At 39.7% G+C, this 20950-nt stretch carries 19 protein-coding genes and 1 tRNA gene; 14 read left to right on the forward strand and 6 right to left on the reverse strand.

Annotation, left to right across the window (positions count from 1 at the left end):
- The first annotated feature begins 217 nt into the window (after positions 1 to 217).
- The 7 genes from truA (at position 218) to PLZ15_13125 (ending at position 5374) form a co-directional block, all read left to right on the forward strand.
- Positions 218 to 952 carry a tRNA pseudouridine(38-40) synthase TruA gene (truA, locus tag PLZ15_13095; protein ID HOI30685.1) on the forward strand — a complete coding sequence of 245 codons (735 nt, stop codon included), beginning with the start codon at positions 218 to 220 and terminating at the stop codon, positions 950 to 952.
- Position 953: 1 nt separating this feature from the next.
- Positions 954 to 1703, forward strand: a complete 750-nt coding sequence (locus tag PLZ15_13100) for an SDR family NAD(P)-dependent oxidoreductase (GenBank protein HOI30686.1) — start codon at positions 954 to 956, stop codon at positions 1701 to 1703.
- A gap of 161 nt (positions 1704 to 1864) precedes the next feature.
- Complete coding sequence (locus PLZ15_13105; GenBank protein ID HOI30687.1) at positions 1865 to 2266, forward strand: GxxExxY protein; 402 nt, start codon at positions 1865 to 1867, stop codon at positions 2264 to 2266.
- A gap of 151 nt (positions 2267 to 2417) precedes the next feature.
- On the forward strand, positions 2418 to 2870 hold the full coding sequence (locus PLZ15_13110) for a DUF2231 domain-containing protein (protein ID HOI30688.1): 453 nt from the start codon (positions 2418 to 2420) through the stop codon (positions 2868 to 2870).
- A 12-nt stretch (positions 2871 to 2882) separates the two neighbouring features.
- Positions 2883 to 3470, forward strand: a complete 588-nt coding sequence (locus tag PLZ15_13115; GenBank protein ID HOI30689.1) for a hypothetical protein — start codon at positions 2883 to 2885, stop codon at positions 3468 to 3470.
- A gap of 9 nt (positions 3471 to 3479) precedes the next feature.
- Positions 3480 to 4262: an enoyl-CoA hydratase-related protein gene (locus PLZ15_13120; protein ID HOI30690.1), complete on the forward strand. Its 783-nt coding sequence runs from the start codon at positions 3480 to 3482 to the stop codon at positions 4260 to 4262.
- A gap of 80 nt (positions 4263 to 4342) precedes the next feature.
- The gene (locus tag PLZ15_13125; protein HOI30691.1) at positions 4343 to 5374 is read left to right on the forward strand and encodes a hypothetical protein; all 1032 of its coding nucleotides are present in this window, start codon (positions 4343 to 4345) and stop codon (positions 5372 to 5374) included.
- Positions 5375 to 5415: 41 nt separating this feature from the next.
- Here the strand turns inward: PLZ15_13125 and PLZ15_13130 are convergent, their stop codons facing one another.
- Genes PLZ15_13130 through PLZ15_13140 form a run of 3 tightly spaced genes read right to left on the reverse strand, consistent with a single transcriptional unit; the run spans position 5416 to position 9306 of the window.
- Entirely contained in the window at positions 5416 to 6774 is a 1359-nt protein-coding gene (locus PLZ15_13130) for a pitrilysin family protein (GenBank protein HOI30692.1), read from the reverse strand.
- Positions 6771 to 8036: a pitrilysin family protein gene (locus PLZ15_13135; protein HOI30693.1), complete on the reverse strand. Its 1266-nt coding sequence runs from the start codon at positions 8034 to 8036 to the stop codon at positions 6771 to 6773. The genes PLZ15_13130 and PLZ15_13135 overlap by 4 nt, the downstream gene beginning before the upstream one ends.
- Positions 8037 to 8094: 58 nt before the next feature.
- On the reverse strand, positions 8095 to 9306 hold the full coding sequence (locus PLZ15_13140) for an ectonucleotide pyrophosphatase/phosphodiesterase (protein HOI30694.1): 1212 nt from the start codon (positions 9304 to 9306) through the stop codon (positions 8095 to 8097).
- Between the two features lie 360 nt (positions 9307 to 9666).
- Here PLZ15_13140 and PLZ15_13145 point away from each other — a divergent pair, with 360 nt between their 5' ends.
- Positions 9667 to 12951 (forward strand): carboxypeptidase regulatory-like domain-containing protein, encoded by a 3285-nt coding sequence (locus PLZ15_13145; GenBank protein HOI30695.1) that lies wholly within the window; start codon positions 9667 to 9669, stop codon positions 12949 to 12951.
- Between the two features lie 69 nt (positions 12952 to 13020).
- On the opposite strand, the gene PLZ15_13150 is transcribed toward PLZ15_13145, so the two are convergent.
- Entirely contained in the window at positions 13021 to 13518 is a 498-nt protein-coding gene (locus PLZ15_13150; protein ID HOI30696.1) for a YajQ family cyclic di-GMP-binding protein, read from the reverse strand.
- Positions 13519 to 13719: 201 nt separating this feature from the next.
- Between PLZ15_13150 and PLZ15_13155 the strand changes: the two genes are divergently transcribed.
- Both PLZ15_13155 and PLZ15_13160 read left to right on the forward strand, forming a co-directional pair.
- Positions 13720 to 14937: a YjbH domain-containing protein gene (locus PLZ15_13155; protein ID HOI30697.1), complete on the forward strand. Its 1218-nt coding sequence runs from the start codon at positions 13720 to 13722 to the stop codon at positions 14935 to 14937.
- A gap of 26 nt (positions 14938 to 14963) precedes the next feature.
- Positions 14964 to 16250 carry a hypothetical protein gene (locus PLZ15_13160; GenBank protein HOI30698.1) on the forward strand — a complete coding sequence of 429 codons (1287 nt, stop codon included), beginning with the start codon at positions 14964 to 14966 and terminating at the stop codon, positions 16248 to 16250.
- Between the two features lie 114 nt (positions 16251 to 16364).
- Here the strand turns inward: PLZ15_13160 and PLZ15_13165 are convergent, their stop codons facing one another.
- Together PLZ15_13165 and PLZ15_13170 are read right to left on the reverse strand one after the other, a co-directional pair.
- Positions 16365 to 16616 carry a GIY-YIG nuclease family protein gene (locus PLZ15_13165; protein HOI30699.1) on the reverse strand — a complete coding sequence of 84 codons (252 nt, stop codon included), beginning with the start codon at positions 16614 to 16616 and terminating at the stop codon, positions 16365 to 16367.
- Between the two features lie 7 nt (positions 16617 to 16623).
- Positions 16624 to 16698 (reverse strand) — tRNA-Pro (locus PLZ15_13170).
- Positions 16699 to 16785: 87 nt separating this feature from the next.
- Between PLZ15_13170 and PLZ15_13175 the strand changes: the two genes are divergently transcribed.
- From PLZ15_13175 to PLZ15_13190, 4 genes are all read left to right on the forward strand, one after another.
- Positions 16786 to 17880 carry an OmpA family protein gene (locus PLZ15_13175; protein ID HOI30700.1) on the forward strand — a complete coding sequence of 365 codons (1095 nt, stop codon included), beginning with the start codon at positions 16786 to 16788 and terminating at the stop codon, positions 17878 to 17880.
- Between the two features lie 214 nt (positions 17881 to 18094).
- Positions 18095 to 18637 (forward strand): bifunctional pyr operon transcriptional regulator/uracil phosphoribosyltransferase PyrR, encoded by a 543-nt coding sequence (gene pyrR, locus PLZ15_13180; protein ID HOI30701.1) that lies wholly within the window; start codon positions 18095 to 18097, stop codon positions 18635 to 18637.
- A 16-nt stretch (positions 18638 to 18653) separates the two neighbouring features.
- Positions 18654 to 19574: an aspartate carbamoyltransferase catalytic subunit gene (locus PLZ15_13185; protein HOI30702.1), complete on the forward strand. Its 921-nt coding sequence runs from the start codon at positions 18654 to 18656 to the stop codon at positions 19572 to 19574.
- 15 nt (positions 19575 to 19589) lie between these two features.
- A complete protein-coding gene (locus PLZ15_13190) occupies positions 19590 to 20879 on the forward strand; it encodes a dihydroorotase (protein HOI30703.1) in 1290 nt (429 codons plus the stop codon).
- Positions 20880 to 20950: the final 71 nt, after the last annotated feature.

The raw sequence follows: 20950 nt of genomic DNA on the forward strand, positions 1-20950 counted from the left end.
TAGAACAGGATTTAGAAATATTTAATGTGTTGCGCATTAATTCCCCTCTATTTGGATAGCGCTTTCTTCTCTTCCCCTTAAGATTTGTCTAAAGCACTATCTTAACGCTCACAATCTAAAATTTAGTATCAATAAAAACAATAGGATTAGAATGGAGTGCATTTTTTTTACTACATTTGTCCGGCAATCGTTTTAAAGTATCCTGAAAAAAATTATTATGAACAATTATAAGTTTATAATTAAGTACGACGGCTCTGATTATGCCGGCTGGCAGATTCAGCATAATGCCCTTACTGTTCAGCAGAAAATTACTGAAGCAATTCAGACCATTATTAAAGAAGATGTGAATCTTATTGGATCCGGCAGGACTGATGCCGGTGTTCATGCACTCGGTCAGGTTGCAAACTTTAGAACGAATCAGGATCTCGATTTACCGAAATTCCATTATTCTCTTAATTCAATTCTTCCGGTCGATATCGCGGTTAATAAAATTGAAACTGTAAGTGAAAATTTTCATTCCAGATTTGATGCAAAAGAAAGAAGCTATATCTATATATTCAGCCATGTCAAAAATCCTTTCTACTATAAATATTCTTATAATTACCGGCAAATGGAAAATATCGATTTCAACCTCCTTAATAATCTGAGCGGAGTCTTGAAAGGGAAACACGATTTCACTTCATTCTGTAGAAAGAATGATGAACAGGAAAATAAATTCTGCAATGTATTGGATATTCACTGGCGGAAAGGAAGCGAACTCTCTCTATTCTATATTAAAGCCGACAGGTTCCTGCACGGAATGGTAAGGACAATTGTCGGTACACTGCTTTATGCAGCGGTAAATAAACTTGACCACAGTTATCTTTCCAGCCTGATCGAAAAAAAAAACCGGTCCGATGCCGAGGAATCTGTCCCGGCAAAAGGTTTATTTCTATTTAAAGTGAGGTATTAATATGATCGATCTTTCAAACAAAGTTTCAATTATCACCGGCGGATCGCGCGGTATCGGTGAGGCGTGTGTTAAACTGTTCGCCGGCGCGAACTCCAAAGTTGCTTTTACTTATAAGAACGCAAAACAAAAAGCCGAAAATCTTGAAAAGGATTATCAAGGAATTGTTAAAGCTTACCGTGTTGATATGGAATCGGAAGATGATATCAATAAATTTGTGGATGATGTTGCCTCACGATTCGGAAGGATTGATGTCCTGGTTCATAATGTCGGTATCTGGAACGACGGTGCACTCGATTCTATGTCACTCGATCACTGGAATGAATTGATCAGGATTAATCTTACATCAACTTTTCTGCTCTGTAAAGCATGCTCAAATTATATGAAGCGGAATAAATTCGGGAGAATGATTTTAATAACTTCTACGGCAGGACAGAGAGGGGAGGCGTTCCATTCACATTACGCTGCTTCGAAAGGAGGAATGATCTCCTTTACCAAATCACTCGCGGTTGAACTCGCTCCGTTTAATATAACTGTTAATTCCGTTGCCCCCGGCTGGGTCGATACAGAGATGAATGACGGAGTCTTCGCTGATAAAGAGTATAAAGAGAACGTGAGAAAAGGTATTCCTGTCGGCAGAATAGCTACCGCAGAGGATATTGCCGGACCAACTTTATTTCTTGCCTCGGATCTTGCACGCCATATTAACGGCGAGATCCTTAATGTGAATGGCGGCAGCGTACTTTGCGGATAAATTCCTTTGTGAAATTTTATCAGGAAAAATATTGCCACAAAGTCACGAAAGCACTAAATAGCACTAAGGACATTTGTGAGATCTTGTGTCTTCGTGTTTTAGTTGCAAAAAAATAATTTATTATCTGACCAACTGAACGGAAAAGATAAAGGATTATAAGAATGGTAGAGAAAAAATATGAACCTCTTTCTGATGAGATTGAAATTATTGCAAAAAAAGTTGTTGATTCTGCATATTCAGTTCATAAAAATCTTGGACCAGGATTACTTGAAAAGGTTTATGAAATTTGCTTTTGCTACGAATTAGAAAAAAGAGATTTAATATATTCCCGTCAAATTGATATCCCAATTGTTTATGACAATATAAAATTTCAGGAAGGATTACGTTTGGATGTCTTAATTGAGGACAAAGTTATATGTGAGATAAAAGCAGTAGACCTGATAAATCCAGTTTGGGAAGCACAAGTATTAAGTCATCTAAAATTAACAAACAAAAGATTAGGATTTCTTATTAATTTCAATGTTGTGAATATTGGAAGTGGAATTAAGAGATTTATTTTATAAACACTTAAAAAAAATATTTTTCCACAAAATCACAAAAGCACCAGGTAGCACTAAAAATTTTTTGTGATATTTTGTGTTTTAGTGTCTTAGTGGCAAAAAATATTGAGTAAGTAATAACAAAACCACCCTATATAAATAAAAGGCTTTTTTAATGGAATTTTTAGCTGGACTTCATCCTAAGGTAATTCATTTTCCGATTGCTTTTTTTATTCTCTATTTCATATTTGAAACAGCGGGAATAATACTTAAAAAAGAATATCTCAATAAATCCGCGTTTATCATCCTTGCTCTCGCCGTATTTTTTTCGATCGTTGCCGTCCTTACGGGAAATCAAGCGCACGAAATGGTAAAACAGATTCAGGCCGACGCCGCACTATACAATGAACTTATTGATAAACACGAATTGTTTTCGACTATCACTCTCTGGTATTTTCTTGCTCTCCTTATTGCACGAACCTACTTGACAGTTAAGAAAAAATTTGCTGATAAATTACGCTATCTCTTCGTACTCCTCGGACTGATTGGAACTGTTCTGATTTATCTTACAGCAACTTACGGCGGTGAATTAGTTTTTAAATATGGAATTGGTACAAAGTTATTTTAATTTTGCAGTGTTATGAAAAAGATTCTTCTTCTATCACTATTATTATCAGTTTCCCTTCCGGCGCAGGAATTAAAATTCGGCACCGCTAAAGGTCTGTTTATGGGAATTGGTGTCGGGCCCAGGATACCGCTGGGTAACTTTTCCGAAAGCCAGAATATCGGTATCGGTTTCGATGCCACTTTTTCTTATACCGATAACACTCTTATCCCATTCTTTTTATATACAACCGTCGGCTATCAGCATTACCCCGGCAGACAGGATTTTTACAAGCGGACCGATTACTCATCACTTTCGAGTAATGTCCTTACTCTCTCACCGGGAATCCGTTATTATTTCCCGCCCCTTATAGAAAGTGTTCTGCTTCTGATGCCTGTGGTGGATGCCGGACTGAAATTCGCTTACTTCGAAAAATCCCACCAGTTCAAACTTGATAGAGGTAAATCGAACTATGTTGAGGAGGTCGGAAAATTCGGCTTCCATATAGGAGCCGGCTTTTCAATGTTCCTGTTAGATGTTATTACATATTATAACTACCTGAATAATAATGAATACATCTCCTTTAACCTTCGTGTCACTATTCCAATCTTTGTAACTTTTTAAGAGGTTTTTATGAATTATCAGAATCTATTATTTGAAGTAAAAAATAAAATCGCCTTTGTCACAATCAACCGTCCCGATAAATTAAATGCCCTGAACCACGATACACTACTCGAATTAAAATCGTGTTTTGAAGAGATTGCAGGTAATGACGAAATTGATGTAGCCGTTCTTACCGGAGCCGGGGAGAAAGCATTTGTAGCCGGCGCCGATATCTCTGAACTGAATAAATTAAATGAATCGGCCGGAACTAAATTTGCTCTGTTCGGCCAGGAGATCTTCACACGCATTGAAAAACTGAATAAACCTGTTATCGCTGCTATAAACGGATTTGCCCTCGGCGGCGGATGCGAACTTGCCCTCGCGTGTCATATCAGAATCGCTTCCGATAAAGCTAAATTCGGTCAGCCCGAAGTAAACCTTGGTATTATTCCTGGTTACGGTGGAACTCAGAGACTCGCAAGACTTGTTAATACAGGATTGGCTGCTGAGTTGATTCTTACAGGCGACATAATCGGAGCCGAGGAAGCTTTGCGTATCGGATTGGTTAATAAAGTCTATCCTGCCGATCAATTGATCTCTAAAACTGTTGAACTGGCAGAAAAAATCTCGTCTAAAGGTCAGATCGCTGTCGGTCTATCGCTTCAGGCAATTGTCGGTACAAATGAATTTTCGGAAGCTGAAGGATTGAAACTGGAAGCTGAGCTCTTCGGTAAATGCTGCGCTACAGAGGATTTTAAAGAAGGAACTTCTGCCTTCCTTGAAAAAAGGAAACCCGGATTCAAGAAAAAATAGAAACAAAACTTATCATATTAATTGAATAGGCTTTCCCTTTGTCGCCTAATTGGATGAAGATCGGAATTCCCGAAGGATAATTGAATAATCTGATGTCTCTCAAGAAAAAATTTTTAAAATATCTCCTGGCATTCACAATATTCTTAATGATTGTTAATGTTATAATCGAAATTTTCTCTAAATCCCCTCTACCCGAAGACGGAGTATTTCACGAATTAACGATCCGTCAGATCGATTCGGTCTTTGTTGATGTACTCGACCAGTACGGAATCGAATCGAAATGGATTTCTTCAAAAAATATTAAAGTTGCCGACGAGGATTCTTTAACAAAGAGATTTACGGTCATGCTTCCGTCGGATCTGCCGATTCCCCTTATAATCCGGGATGTTCACCGTAGAATAGAAAATGATATTACCGGCTTTGCTTCCGAGGAGAAGAAGATATTCGGAAATACGGAAATAAGAATCTATACAAATGAAAAATTGAAACTGATGGCAACCCTTATTCCCGACCCGCAGATAATTCGCGACAGAAATAATATTACGTTTATTTTTAGAGATGCCGCAGATCTTAGTCAAACCGATTTCAACCGGTTCCTTTCATTCCCTTACAAATTTTCACTGACATTAATACCCGGAACTTCAACAGCAAAAATGGCCGATACACTTAAGAATTTCTCGAAAGAATATACAGTTCTTCTCAACGACGAAATTGATGAGGATAAATACAGAATTGCGGGAAGGGATAATAAGGTGCTGCTTAAGAATTCAATCAATAATATTATTAAAGATTTTTCAGACGCCTCCTACTTTGTAATTGATCAGGGGAGCCGGCTGCATAATTCAATCAGCTATAATTATGTTAGGGATGAATTCAAAAAAAGAAACAGAGAACTGATACCGCTTTCGGAGTTCATATTACTCGACGCGGAAGGAGAGAATGAAATTGTCTCTAAATTTAAATTCCACTGTATGGATGGATCCGGAAGCAGACAGAAGAACTTCCTGATCACCTTCGAAAACTATTTAAAGATTCAGTCTGAACTTGAATTGTTCAAAAAGAAGGGGCATAGAATAGTTCCTCTTTCGCTGGTTGAATTTGAAAAGGAGTAAAATAAAATTTGCCTTGTTGAAGATTAAATCCCTTGACCAGATTAAACAGGATTCCCGTAAATATCAAGTTCGGAAGGTTCCATATCCAGTTTACTTCCAAGCTGCCGTACTATCTTTTCTTTATCGCCCGTTATAAGTATTACGGATTTCTCAGGCAGCACATATTCCTTTGCTGCCTTTAATATCTCTTCCTCTTTTACATTCTCAATCATCGATTGATAATGATGGTAATAGTCGATTGGAAGGTTGTGTAAGATTAGGGGTGAAATGTTCCGTGCAATCTGTGTGTATGTCTCGAACCTGGAAGGGAATTGCTTTATCAGGTACGACCTGGCAAATTCAATTTCAGCTTGTGTAATATTCTCTCTTATTAATTTCATCTCGTTCAGGATTTCTACTACTGCATCGGCGGAATTATCGATGTTAACTGCAGTGGATATTTCAAAGTATCCCGATTCCTTGTTGTAGTTTAATGCGGAACCGGCTCCGTAAGTATATCCGCGTTTTTCCCTTAAATTAAGATTAATCCTGCTCGAAAATTGACCTCCTAATATGGTGTTCATTAATCGCGCGGCGTGATAATCCTCCGAATTCCTGTTCTTAATCAAATTACCCACCCTTATCTCACTCTGCGCCGATTCTTTTTTGTCGACTATATAGAGCCCCGGTAAAACAGCAGGAGAAAATAATTTCTGGCGCCTCAGTTGATTGTCAAAATTCCAGGCGGATAGATACCTGTTGATAAGATTGAGAATTTCATCTCCGGTAATATTTCCGGTTAAAATAATTTTAAGATCAGAGCGGAGGAATTCATTTCTGTAAAAGTCTTTAATCTCTCCGTTTGCAATAGATTTAACGGATTCTTCGAAACCGATTTCAGGATTTGAATAATTTGTCCCCGCGAAAATTCTCTTTTCGAAAGCTGAGTTTGCTATGTATGATGGCTCATCTTTGAGCTGTAATATTTTATCGAGTGTTTTTTTCTTTTCACGGTTGAAATCATTCTCTTCGAAACGCGGTTCGAGAATTATTTTTGAAATGAGCTCAAATGATCTTTCGAAATGCTCTTTCAGTGATAGAATCGAAAATGTAAATGCGTCGTGACTGATCGATATTCCGGTTATTGTCCCGAGTTTTTCGAGCTCATTGTTAAGCTGCAGGGCGTCGTACTCGGCTGCCCCTTCGTCAATTAATAATGAGGTTAGAAAAGCAAGCCCGTTTTTACCTTCTGGATCGTATATGCTGCCGGCGGAGGAAATGAATATCGCCTGTATAATCGGGAGTTTCTCTTTTTGTACATAATAAACTTCCAAACCCCCGGTTGCTTTTATTAATTTTATCTCCGGAATCTCAAATGGAACTAAAGCCGAAGGTAACGGTGCTGTCTCTCTTTTTATCATTGCTCTTTCTGTTTGGGAATTATGTTCAGTTCTGTGTAAGGTTTATTTAAGATTTTTTCCGCGGCATTAATCACATCCCGTGCAGTTACTTTTTCATACCTGTTGAGATCGAATATAAATGAATCCGGTTCATTCAGGAAGTAGTTGTAATGATTAATATGGTCTACTATAGTGTCCAGTTTCTGAAGAGAATATATGAAAGCGGATTTGTAGCTGTTCTTTGCCCGCAGCAGTTCTTCATCGCTTATTCCATTTGAAATCAGGAAGTCGATTTCTTTCAGTATCTCAGCTTTAATCTTCTCTATTTCCACTCCCGGTTTTGCGGTAGATACTATAATAAAAGATCCGGCTAACCTCGCCGAATATTGAAATGAAGAAACATCCAGGGCAATCTGATTATCGTATAAAAGGTTTTTTTGAAGCCGGGAATTCTTTGTTGAGCTTAATATGTCCGCGAGAATATCGAGTGCGGCATCGTCTGGGCCGAATGCTTTGTCCGAATGCCATGCCATGTATAAACGTGGAAGCTGAACGCTATCTTTGTGAATTATTCTATTGGTCTCTTTTAATTTCTGCCCGGGAGAATTAATAGACGGAATTGAATTGCTCCGCTGAATTTCGCCGAAATATTTCCCGATTAATTTTACCGAGGTATTAATATCGAAATTACCGCCGAGTACGAGCGAAGCATTATTCGGAGCGTAGTAAGTACTGAAAAAATTCCTTACATCATTAAGTTCGAATTTTGCGATGTCGTCCATCCATCCGATCGTAGGCCATGAATAAGGATGATCATTCGTAAAAAGGTTCGAAAAAAGTATTTCCCATGCTTGTCCGTACGGCTGATTTTCGTAACGCTGCCTCCGTTCATTCATCACAACATCTTTCTGGTTATCGAGCTTATCCTGTGTAAGTGCCGGAAGCAGAAATCCCATTCTGTCCGACTCAAGCCATAACAGCAGCTCTAAATAGTTTGCCGGTACCGATTCATAATAGTTGGTTCTGTCTATAGAAGTAGATCCGTTCAAAGTTCCGCCGGCTTCCTGGATATATTTGAAGTGTCCTTCCTTAGGAACATTCTGAGAACCCTGGAACATCATATGCTCGAATAGGTGTGCAAATCCGGTCTTTCCCGGTTTCTCATTCGCCGACCCGACTCGGTACCATATGTTTATTGAAACAATAGGTGAGGACGGATCAGGATATAAAATTACTTCAAGTCCGTTAGGCAGACTGAATTTTTCGTAATTAATTTTTAACAACGAGTTGTTGATCACATTAATATCGATAAACTGCTCCTTGCACTTATTAGTTATAATTTTATTTAAGAATAAATTCTATTCTCTCCGCTTTACCGTCAATATTTGAACGCGGGGCTATATTAAAAATTCTGCAGAGGAGGGGATAGATGTCTATATTCCAGATTGTACCTGTACGGTAACCGCTTTTAAAGTCCGGTCCGATTGCTAAAAATATTCCGTGCATATCTGTATGATTATTGTCGTAACCGTGATTGCCGAGTGAACTGTAATCCGATTGTCTGTTTGTAATTACTGCCCAACCCATGTCTGCAATCAGTAGCAGTTCACCAATGAACGGGTGATTCTTGTAATGAAAATATTCCGGCATCTCTTTCTTTTTATAAACTTTGTAACGGTTCTCGTTTTTCTTAAGCAGCTGATAAACTTCCTCAATATTATCTTTCGTTACATCTACTGTCATAAACGGACCGTTGTCAAAAAATTTGCAATTCATACCTTCAAGAATCTTTTCTATGTTGATTGTCCGTTCCTTCGAAATGTCCGTCATACCATGGTCGGATACAATTATAATATTTACGCTGTCTCTCATGTTAATATCGGTCAGTTTATCAAACAGGAGTCCGATCATTCCGTCGAGTCTTTTAATCGCGTTATTAACTTCATCAGAATCTGTTCCGTGCCTGTGCCCCTGAGTGTCGGTATCGTCAAAATAGAGTGTAATGAAATAAGGGCGATCATTTACTGGAAGCTTAAGCCACTCTACTACGCCATCAACACGCTTTTCATATGGACGGGCATGTTCGTAATGGTGGTAGTAAGTGGGCCTGCGGTGTTCTAACGTCATCTCCGAGCCGGGCCAGAAATAGCTCGCGGTTGTAATACCGTTTCTTTCGGCTGTCTCCCAGAAAGCTTCGCCAAGGTACCATCGGCTGTCGCGGACGGCATTTGTATCTCCCATTCTATAGATAGTGTTGTTAAAAGGATCTCTGAATGTATTTGCGATTATCCCGTGGTTTTCGATATACATGCCTGTAATTATCGATTGATGGTTCGGAAATGTCTTAGAAGGGAATGCTGGTCTTAAAGAAAGTGCGGATACTCCGTTATTACGTATCATTTCGAGGTTTGGGGATAATCCTCTGTAAAGATAATCCCACCTGAATCCGTCGAATGAAATTAAAATTACATACGGTTTTTCGGATGCTGCCGTCGAATTACTGATCAGGAATAATAAAATTAATGTAAATACTGTTTTGAGGGCCTTTTTCATTTCTTTTACCGTTTTTTATCCGTACAAATATAATGGAAGTTGATTGAATAAATTCGACTAACTGATAATTAAATAGAATCGTTTTTCATTATAAAAAAAACGGGACAAAAGCCAATATTAAAAAATCATAAAATCTTTAAAAATCCTTTTGACATTGGATAGATTTTCCTATTTTCTAAGTGCAAAAAAACGTACACCTTCCCATTTGGCGCTTTGGGTGAGTAAAAAGAATTTTTAATACAAGATCGGATATGACCACAAATTACGATATGCCTAAAAATTTTGTTTTCTTCAAAAATTTCCTATCGAATCACAAATATTTTTTAACTAATAAACTTATTAACCTAAGAGGAGTAGTGTATGAGTCGAATTAAACAATTGTTTTCTTTTGTTGCTCTTTTGGTTGTTTTGTTTAGCTATCAGTCTATATTTGCTCAGGGCGTTACCACGTCTGCAATCGGCGGTTTGATTGTTGACCAGAATGGTAATGCACTCCCCGGTGCAAATATTATAGCTGTACATGAACCATCAGGTACGCAATATGGAACAAGTTCCCGTGATAACGGAAGGTTTAATATCATGGGTTTAAGAGTAGGCGGACCCTACAAAGTAACTGTTTCATTTGTCGGTTTTGAAAACCAGGTAAGGGAGAATATCTACCTTTCACTTGGTATTACCACAGACTTGGATTTTACAATGAGAGATGTATCGGTTGGATTGGGTGAAGTCACCGTCACCGGCCAGCGCGATGCTATCTTCAGCTCCGAAAGAACCGGTGCTTCAACATCTATTTCTAAAGATGCTATTCAGGTTCTTCCTACTATCTCCAGAAGGATCGGAGATTTTACAAGATTAACTCCGCAGGCAGCCGGAAGTTCTTTCTCCGGTCAGGATAACCGTCTCAACAATATTACAATCGACGGTTCCTATTTCAATAACTCATTCGGTCTTGCCGGTCAGCCCGGTGATAGAACCGGTGTTTCCCCGATTTCAATTGATGCTATCGAACAGGTTCAGGTTAACATCGCGCCTTTCGACGTCCGTCAGGGTAACTTCGTCGGTGCTGGTATCAATACTGTAACAAAGAGCGGTGATAACGAATACAGAGGCGCTCTTTATTACACATTCAGAGATGAAAGTCTTGTTGGTACCGAAGCTAAATTACTTACTGTTAACCCGGGTACATTCAGCTACAATCTCTTCGGCGGAACTGTAAGCGGTCCTATCATTAAAAACAAACTCTTCTTCTTTGCTAATTTTGAATCCGATGCTCTTACTGAACCTGGTACAACATTTCTTGCAAATACCGGCGGCCAGACTGTCGGCGGTAACGTTACTAGAGTTCTGAAATCTGATATGGATGCTTTAAGCAGTTTCCTCAGCTCTAAATTCGGGTATGATACAGGACCGTACGAAGGATACGACCACGAAACTCCTTCGTTAAGATTCATTTTTAAATTGGATTACAACCTGAATGAAAACAACAAATTCAGCTTGCGTTATACCCATCTCGATTCCGATACTGATGTACTTCTCTCAAATTCATCTTCATTAGGATTTGGTAACAGAAGAACCAGTACTCAGGCATTGAACTTCCGTAATTCCAACTATATGATTATGGAAAATATCCGTTCGATAATCGGCGAGTGGAACTCAGTTCTCAGTAAGAACCTGACAAACAATTTGATTGTTGGATATAACTACAGCGATGAAAGCCGCGATTCTAGAGGTACTTTCTTCCCGTTCGTGGATATTCTTAATGCAGGTTCAACCTATACTTCATTCGGTTTCGAACCTTTCACTCCTAATAACGAACTTCGTTATTCCAGTATTCAGTTACAGAATAATTTAACTTATTATGCCGGAGATCATACACTTACTTTCGGTATCAGTGCTGAAAGCTATGAGTCTGAAAACGTATTCTTCCCGGGTTCACAGAGCGTTTATGTGTACAGCTCACTTAATGATTTCTATACAGACGCTAACGACTATTTAGCAAATCCAAACAGAACCACTTCACCTATTACACTGCGTCGTTTCCAGTTAAGATGGGCAAATATTCCTGGAATGGAAAAACCGGTTCAGCCTCTTGAAGTACTGTATGCCGGTGCTTACATTCAGGATGAATGGCAGGCAACTAAAGATCTTAAATTCACAATCGGTTTAAGACTCGACGTTCCGTTCTTTGGCGAAACCGGATTCCAGAATGCAAATGCTGACGCACTCGTATTCCAGGATGAAAACGGTAACCCTGTTCAGTACGAAACCGCAAAACTTCCTGACGCGAACATCCTCTTCTCACCAAGAATCGGTTTCAACTGGGATGTTTACGGCGACCGTTCCACACAGTTGCGTGGCGGTACCGGTGTCTTCACTGCAAGACCGGCTTATGTCTGGATTTCAAACCAGATCGGTAATACAGGCGTTTTAACAGGATTTGAAGCAATTGATAATACAAAGAACAGACCGTTCAATCCGGATCCGAATAAATATAAACCGGCAAACGTTACAGGCGCGCCTGCTACAAGTTATGAACTCGCTTTAACAGATCCTGATTTCAAATTCCCTCAGATCTGGAGAACTAACTTTGCAGTCGACCAGAAATTACCGTTCGGTTTAGTTGGTACAGCTGAACTGATTTACAGCAGGGATGTAAACGGCGTTTACTATATTAATGCTAATCTCCCGACTCCTCAGTCGGCATTCAAAGGTTTTGTTGATACACGTCCGAGATGGACAACCAATAGAATCAACAATGCTACAGGCAACCAGGTTGCAAACGCAATCGTACTGAAGAATCAGGATGTCGGATATTCATATGATATCGCATTCTCACTCGAAAAACCGTTTGCTAACGGATGGTTTGCAAAAGCTGCTTACCGTTACGGCGTTTCCAAGAATACAGTTGATCCAGGATCAATTGCTTTCGGTTCCTGGAATAACAATCAGCATGCTGGCAATCCTAACAATCCTGGCGTTGGTTATTCTGCTAACTCACCGGGTCACAGATTCTTTGCTGCTTTATCCTACCGTGCAGAGTATTTCAACTTCGGCGCAACAACATTCTCACTCATTCTCGATTCATATACCGGTGGAAATGCAAGCTACGTATTCAGCGGCGATCTTAATGGCGACGGCGGAACAAGCAACGACCTTATCTACATCCATCGCAATAAAACAGAAATGAATTTCGAAACTTATTCAGCCACTGTCTCCGGTAAATCTGTTACCTTTACAGCCGCTCAGCAGGCAGAAGCATGGGATAAATTCATTAAACAGGACGAATACTTAAACGAAAACAGAGGCAAATACGCTGAACGCAATGCTGTATTCCTCCCGATGGTTACACGTGTCGACTTCGCAGTTACTCAGGAAGTCTTCACTGAATTATTCGGTAAGAGAAATGCTCTTCAGTTCAGAGCGGACATCCTCAACGTTGGCAACTTCCTGAACAAAAACTGGGGTGTTAGCAAGAGCTTTGTTTCTACATCACCTCTCATCTCCCGCGGTGCTGATGCTGCAGGTAAAGCACTCTACAGACTGAGAAATATCGGAGATAAACTGATGACTACTTCTTATCAGGATAATGCCGGTATCGGTGACGTTTACAGAATTCAGTTCTCAATCAGATATATGTTCAACTAATATTCTGTTGAAAAGAAAAAGCCCGCTTCAAAAGCGGGCTTTTTTATTTTAAAGATCGGAGGTTTTTCGCTATTTATAATTCGTAAACTGGACCGGGAAATCGAGATCCGCTTCTTTTACTAGTTTAATAATTGCCTGAAGGTCATCAATTTTTGATGCGGTTACCCTTATCTGTTCGTCCTGTATCTGGGCGTTTACTTTCAGTTTGCTTTCTTTAATCATTTTTGTGATCAGTTTTGCATTCTCTTTGGATATGCCCGATTGAAGATCTATTACTTGTTTAATTCTACCTCCGGCCGCCGGTTCGGGCTCTGAGTACTTTAAAGCCTTTATCGAAATTCCGCGCTTAATAAATTTTGTCTGTAATATATCTACCGATTGTTTACGGGAATACTCGTCCTTCGTATTGATCGAAAGCTGTTTGTCTTTCTTGTTAAGTAGCAGCTCCGTTTTGGAATCTTTAAGATCGTAACGTTGCTGAACCTCTTTAATCGTTTGATTGATGGCGTTGTCTACCTCCTGAAAATCAATCTCTGAAACTATGTCGAATGAATGATTTGATGCCATGGAATTCCTTTTTTAAAAAATTGGACTTTTTACGACATAAAAATAGTAATAACAAACAATTAAAAGTAACCTTTGATATTCTAAAATGTAAAGTTTATATTATAAATGAATTTTATTGAATCTGAATTTCTGCTGCTCAACTCCTTTTCAGAAGATTAATATGTGTAAAGCTCAAAGTTTGCTAATTATATTTTCAGAGGGATGGTAAGAAAAGTTAAGTATTTTATTCTGATAATGATTGTTGTTTATTCGCATGTTCTTTCTCAAAGTGATCTGCAGATCGCCGGAAATATATCCGGTGAGGGATTAGAGAATGTATCTGTCAGGGATACAGAATCGGAACTGTTCATTGAATTTGAAAACAGGGTCTATCGTTTCGAAATTGATGCGCTTGTTCGGGTCCTGAAATTAATTTCACCGGAAATCGGACAGTACCAAAAAATCAATCTTCTAATTAAAAACAAGAATGTTCCGGTAACTCAAATTTCTGTCTCTGCAAAAGATCTTCTAAGTTGGAATAAAGGAGAAATCAGTAATACCGAATTTTCGGAATTAATTCAGATTGATCTTGATAATCATTTTGATTCATGGTCCAAAGCTGCAAAGTCCGGCTATCAGAATTCGTCAAACCTGCGTTTTGATATTGTACTCAAGCCGACTTACAGATTTCAATTCGGAGTTTTTTCAAATCCTGTCCTTTACCAGTTAAATTTTGCTCCGCATATCGAATTCGGATTGTGGAAAGGGATGACAGGACTATTCGAAGTTACATTCCCGATTCATAATGATTTTACACCTTCAGAAGATTCAATTAGAGCGAGCAGGATTGTTCTCAATCAGACTGCTCGATTGGGGAATTCGACTTTTATTTCGGGTTCGATCGGTTATTTCACTTTAAACAGGTACGGTTTCGATCTTGAGACCAGAACATTCTTTCTCAATGGTGATTTATCTTTGGGATTGAATCTGGGATATACTGGTTACGCTTTCTTTGCAGGGAAAAAATTGTATTACTCGGATTTGTATCAGTGGACCGGTTCGTTGGGGATAGATTACAGGATAAGGGAATACGATTTATCCCTGGCTGTGACAGCCGGCAAATTTTTATTATTTGATAATACAATTCGCTTTGACATTTACAGAGATTTTGGTGAAATTCAGGTGGGCTTTTTTGCAATGCGTTCTCTTGAGGGTATTTCTAATGGAGGGTTTAGTTTATCTATTCCTTTGTTCCCTTCGAAATACTGGAACCCCGGTTTCTTCAGAATTCGAACTACTGAATACTTAGATTATTCTTATAGAGTTAAAATTGCTGATCAGATTGGTTTAAAATATGATACCGGATTCAGTCTCTCCGGTTTCATTGAAAAACTGAATCCAGGATTTATTAAGAATTATTTAGGTAAGAGATTAAATTAAAATTCTATTATATATAGGAGTGTATCATGAATAAGAAAAAGATACATTGGTTAAGCGTATTCGGTTCAGTCATTCTGGTTTTCTTTTTCCTTTTTCTTGCCGGATGCGAAAGTTCACGTGTTGGTCCGGAACTACCGAGACCTAATACGCCGCCGCCGCCGGCTCAGCCAATTATTCTTGCTGCTAGTGTAAAGGATGCTTCTAATCTTTCGCCGATTGTGGGTGCGACAATTAGAATCACCAAAGCTGATAATTCACTGGTTACGACTTTATTGACGGATAATAGCGGAAAATATTCCTATAATGTTACCACTATTACTGAAAATACATTGATTGTAAGCGCCTCTAAAGACGGTTATGGATTCGGAAGTAAAACGGCGGAAATTAAAAAAACCGTTAATACCGCTCTGGTTGATGATATTCTCTTAAAAAAACTTGTTGTAGCGTCTGCTCCGGTTACACCGGCAACTGGCGGAACTGCAACCACAACAAGTACACAGACAGTTTCAACTACACCTTTAACTGTTACTGTCCCGCCCAATGCTGTCCCGCAGAATATAACACTAACTGTTGCGGCCGTTCCTGCTGCATCTGTTCCGTTACCCCCAGCTCCAAATCAGGCTATACAGACTGCAGCCGTTTTCGGACCATCGGGAACGCAGTTTGCAGTTCCCGTGCAGGTCTCAATGCCGCTACCAAACAAGCAGGCAGCTGGTAAGACATTCACATTACTTAAACTGAATGAAACTAATAATACCTGGACAAACACCGGAATAACTGCAACTGTCGATGGGTCGGGTACAAATGTTACAGCTTCACTATCGAGCTTTTCAACTTATGCCACTGCTGATGATATTGTTCTTAATACTACGACAGGTACACCTTCAACTCAGGATATTGAAACAGTTACATTATCAACCGGTACAACCTCCAAATCATACAGCCAGACAAGCACAAGTTCTGTAACAGTGACCGGAACAGTTAGCAATCAGTGGATTACGGACGTTGTAAACTTAGCAACAAGAAATAAGAATTTAGGAACAACTACTAAGACTCTTCAATTTAATTTCCCTGCATTGCCGAGTGAATATCTCAGGAATGGAGTTCAGTATAATCCTGCTAGCCCTAATGAAGCTGGCGACTGGACTTACAGATGGTATGTTGTAAGAACATCAGTTACAACCACATCAACTGCTTCCGGAGGAACAGCGCCGAATAATTATTCTGCAACAGTTCAGATAATCGAACAGTCAGTTACTATAGATGCGGCAAGATCAGGCTGGGTCTGGGTTAAACACGATCAGGGAGGATAATCAGATTTTTAAGAGGGGAGTTTATTTGTTAAACTCCCTTTGTTTTTTGAATTGGAACAATTGTCGGGGTGGGGAGATTCGAACTCCCGACCTTGGCGCCGAAGGCGCCACGCGCTAACCGGTTGAATGTTGATCGGAAAGGAATCTGCCAATGCCTCTCTTCTTGATTTTTGTTTCAAGGCGGATTGCTTCGGAGTTGGAGAAAAATTCTTTGGAAAAAACAAGTATCCAGGGAGCTCCAAATTTAGTAGATTTGTTCTGACCGGAATTGTGTTCGATTATTCTTCTGGAAAAATCATTGGTATGACCGACATAATACTTGTTCTTTGATTGGCTGAACAAAATATAAGTTGTAAAGAGGTTCATGTGATTGTCGGGGTGGGGAGATTCGAACTCCCGACCTCTTCGTCCCGAACGAAGCGCGCTAACCGGGCTGCGCTACACCCCGAAATGACAATTGCAAAAATAGAATTTTTATTGCAAGATAAAAAATCAAAAACGTTTTTTAATTAGTCCTCTCCTAAAGGAGGCAGATATGAAAAAATCATGTTTTATTTTCCTGTTACTGGCTGCGTTATTCATTACTGATTCTCTTCAGGCACAATTAGCCAGGGATAGCTGGGGATTCGGATTCGGTTTCAAGTATCCGCGCTTTCTTAGCATTAATACTACTGTATTAAATGCCAATTACGGCGGATTCCTTTCCATCCAGAGAAATTTTTCCGAACATGTTGGCCTTAGATTAAGCGGCGGTTATTCTCATATGGGAAGTGAATGGGTGGATCCTACTGCAACAGTTCAATCAAGTACTACCGATTTAATCGGAGGAAACCTTGATCTCCTATTTTACCTTGCACCGTGCGCATCGGTCTCCCCTTATATTTTTGGCGGCGCTGGTGTCTCTTATAGAATGCTTGATAACAAATTAACCTTATCACTGGATGATAATGCAGTCGCCGGTCAGCTGAACAGCGGTATCGGTATTGAATGGGAAATCGGATCCGACTGGGAATTGATTACGGAATTCGGATATAATCTTTTTCTAAATTCAGAACTCGAAGGAGCCGTGGGTGCCGGAGAAGTTAACGGAAGAGATTCTTATCTCTCGGCAAATCTTGGTTTCCTCTGGTATTTCGACAAAGGGGAACCTTCCAAATATTGTCAGCTCTACAGCGGATTATCACAGCAGGTGCCTGATCCGGTTGACTACGACCGAATCGAAGAGATGATTAAGCGTCATATCCCTCAGGAAGTAGTTAAAGAGGTTGTTGTTGAAAAACCTGTTGTTACGTCCGGTAAATGGGTGCTTGTTGGTGTCAACTTCGATTTCAACAGTGCTAAGATTTCACCTGAATCCTACCCGATTCTCTATGATGCTGCCAAAACTTTATTATCGCAATCTGATGTGAGAGTTGAAATTCAGGGATATACAGATAACATCGGTTCAGAATCTTACAATATGAAACTTTCCCAGATGAGAGCCGATGCCGTGAAGGCCTATCTTCAATCCAAAGGCATTGCGGCAAGTCGTTTAAGAGCAGTTGGCTACGGTGAGTCTAATCCGGTTGCGGATAATAAGACTGCCGACGGCAGGGCGATGAACAGAAGAATTGAATTTAAAATTCAATAAGTTTTAAAATCAAGCCACCCTTTAGGGTGGCTTTTTTATTAATTGACTATTTACTTTTATCAGCGATTAATCTAATTTGACAATGAAAATTTTTGTCCTTTAATGTTATCCGGAGAGATAAAAAGGAATGAATCATATTACTATTTTTACAAAAATGAGAACCTCGAAGGCGTAAGCCAACGGGGATTTTTTTTATCAGCCCGGAGTACCCGATATGGATATTAAAGCTAAAATAATCGATGAAGAGGGATTGAATAGAACCGTTACACGCCTGTCACACGAAATCCTTGAAAGAAATAAGGGCTCTAGAAATATTGTCTTAATTGGTATGAGGACCAGAGGCGAATTCCTCGCCGAAAGAATAAAATCGAAAGTTGCAGAAATTGAAAAGTTTGAACCGAGCTTTGGAGTCCTCGATGTTACTCTTTACCGGGACGACTTCCGTACCCGGCTAAAGCAACCTGAAATCTCTGTTACCAATATTACTTTCGATGTTAATGAAAAAGACATCATTCTTATTGATGATGTCCTTTATACCGGACGAACTGTTAGAGCCGCCCTTGATGCGGTTATGGACCTTGGAAGACCGAATACTATTCAGCTCTGTGTACTTGTAGACAGAGGTCATAGAGAATTACCGATTAAAGCCGATTTCGTCGGAAAGAATATACCAACTTCTATTAACGAAGAAGTGAGAGTACGTCTTAAAGAAATTGACGGAGAGGATGCAGTCTATTTAGTTAATGCACCAAAGTAAAATTGAGAGAGTTTTTATGAGTCTATCCAGCAGGCATTTATTAGGTTTGAATGGCGTTCCGGGGGAGGATATCCAGATGATTCTGGATACTGCTACTACCTTTAGAGAAGTTCTTGAACGCCCTATTAAAAAAGTACCGACCCTTCAGGGAAAAACAATTGTAAACCTCTTCTACGAAAATTCAACCAGAACACGGATTTCATTTGAACTAGCCCAGAAGAGACTTTCAGCCGATACAATCAACTTTTCTACTTCTACAAGCAGTACTAAAAAAGGGGAAACCTTTAAAGATACCGTCCGGAATATTGAAGCTATGAAGGTTGATATGATCGTTGTTCGGCACCAGTCGGCCGGCGTTCCTCAATATCTTACAAGAATTTCCAAAGCGAACATCATTAATGCCGGTGACGGACTCCATGAACACCCGACACAGGGATTACTCGATATGTATTCTATAAGAGAACGTCTCGGAAGGCTAGAAGGATTGAAAGTTTGCATTGTAGGGGATGTCGCTCATAGCCGTGTTGCTCTATCCAATATCTATGGACTGAAAACGATGGGAGCTGAAGTATCTGTTTGCGGTCCTTCTACAATGATTCCATATGGAATTGAATCTCTCGGGATTAAAGTGACTCATAGTATAGATGAAGCGATTTCCGGTAACGATGTTTTGAATGTTCTCAGAATTCAGCTCGAGAGAAATGCCGGTATTAGAATACCGTCGCTTAGAGAGTATCATCAGTATTTCGGTATTACAACCGAACGGATAGAAAAATTGAATAAAGATATTTTGATTCTGCATCCCGGACCGATAAACCGGGGTGTTGAAATCTCGTCGGAAGTTGCCGACGGACCTTACCAGGTTATTCTGGATCAGGTAACAAACGGAGTTGCAATCCGCATGGCAGTTCTTTATCTGCTAGGTACCATGCATTAATATTTTGGGTGAAAAATGAAAATCATACTTAAACAGGTTCAATTGTTAAATCCTGCTCAGGATCTTGATCAGAAAAATGATCTCCTTATTGAAAATGGGATTATTAAAAAAATCGGCGGACTTAAAGAAGAAGATTTTAAATCCTCAAGAGTTTTTGAATTCGATGGTAAAATCTGTGCCCCGGGATTCTTTGATATGCACGTTCATCTGCGTGAACCTGGACGTGAGGATGAAGAGACAGTTGAAACGGGCAGCAATGCTGCCGCTGCCGGAGGATTTACAGGAGTTGCCTGCATGCCTAATACAAATCCCGATATTGATTCTGCCGAGATTGTTAGATTTATAAAAGAGAAATCGAAAAACCACCTGGTCGATGTTTTCCCGGTCGCTGCCGCTACTCTCGGCAGGAAAGGGGAAGCCCTCTCTCCAATGTTCGAACTGGTTGAATCCGGCGCTGTCGCTTTTTCAGACGACGGAACTCTGATCAAAACTGCCGCAGTCCTCAGAAGCGTAATGGAGTATACTAAAATGTTCAATACTCCTGTCATTGAACATTGCGAGGATGAATCGATGGCTGACGGTGCAATGAACGAGGGCCTTATCAGCACTACTCTCGGACTTCCGGCAATTCCAAATGTTGCCGAGGATCTAGTTGTTGCTCGTGATATTATGATGGCCGAATTTACCGGAGCTAAAATCCATATTGCTCATATCAGTACAAAGGGAGCCGTTGAACTGGTCCGTCAGGCGAAGAAAAAAGGGATTCGGGTTACTGCAGAAGTCACTCCTCATCATTTCTCCCTTACAGACGACAACGTAAAAACTTTCGATACAAATTATAAAATGAGTCCGCCGCTTAGAACACGCGCTGATGTTGATGCTGTTATTAAAGGCCTGAAAGACGGTACTATCGATTGTATCGCAAGCGACCATGCACCCCACTCAATTGAAGAAAAGGAGATGGAATTTATTTATGCTCCGAACGGTATATTGGGTCTGGAAACAACTCTTGGCCTCGCTCTAAGCGAGCTCGTTCATAAAAAACATTTAACGTTATCTCAACTGGTCGAAAAACTTTCTATCAATCCAAGAAAGATTCTGAATATCCCGCTTCCTTTAATTAAAGAAGGAGAGACGGCAGAACTTACTCTTTTCGACAGGGATCTGATCTGGACAGTCGATATCTCCAAATTCAAATCCAAATCCAGGAATTCTCCTTTCGATAAAAGATTGCTTACAGGGAAGTCTCTGGCAGTAATCAATAAAAGAAAAATGTTTGTCGAAGGCGGCTTTATAGAGATCTGATTTTCAAATATTCTAATCACTTCTGTATAATAAAAAGTACACAGAATTATCCGGATTCCCACTTTTCCCCT

Source organism: Melioribacteraceae bacterium, assembly GCA_035362835.1.
Lineage (GTDB): Bacteria > Bacteroidota > Ignavibacteria > Ignavibacteriales > Melioribacteraceae > DSXH01.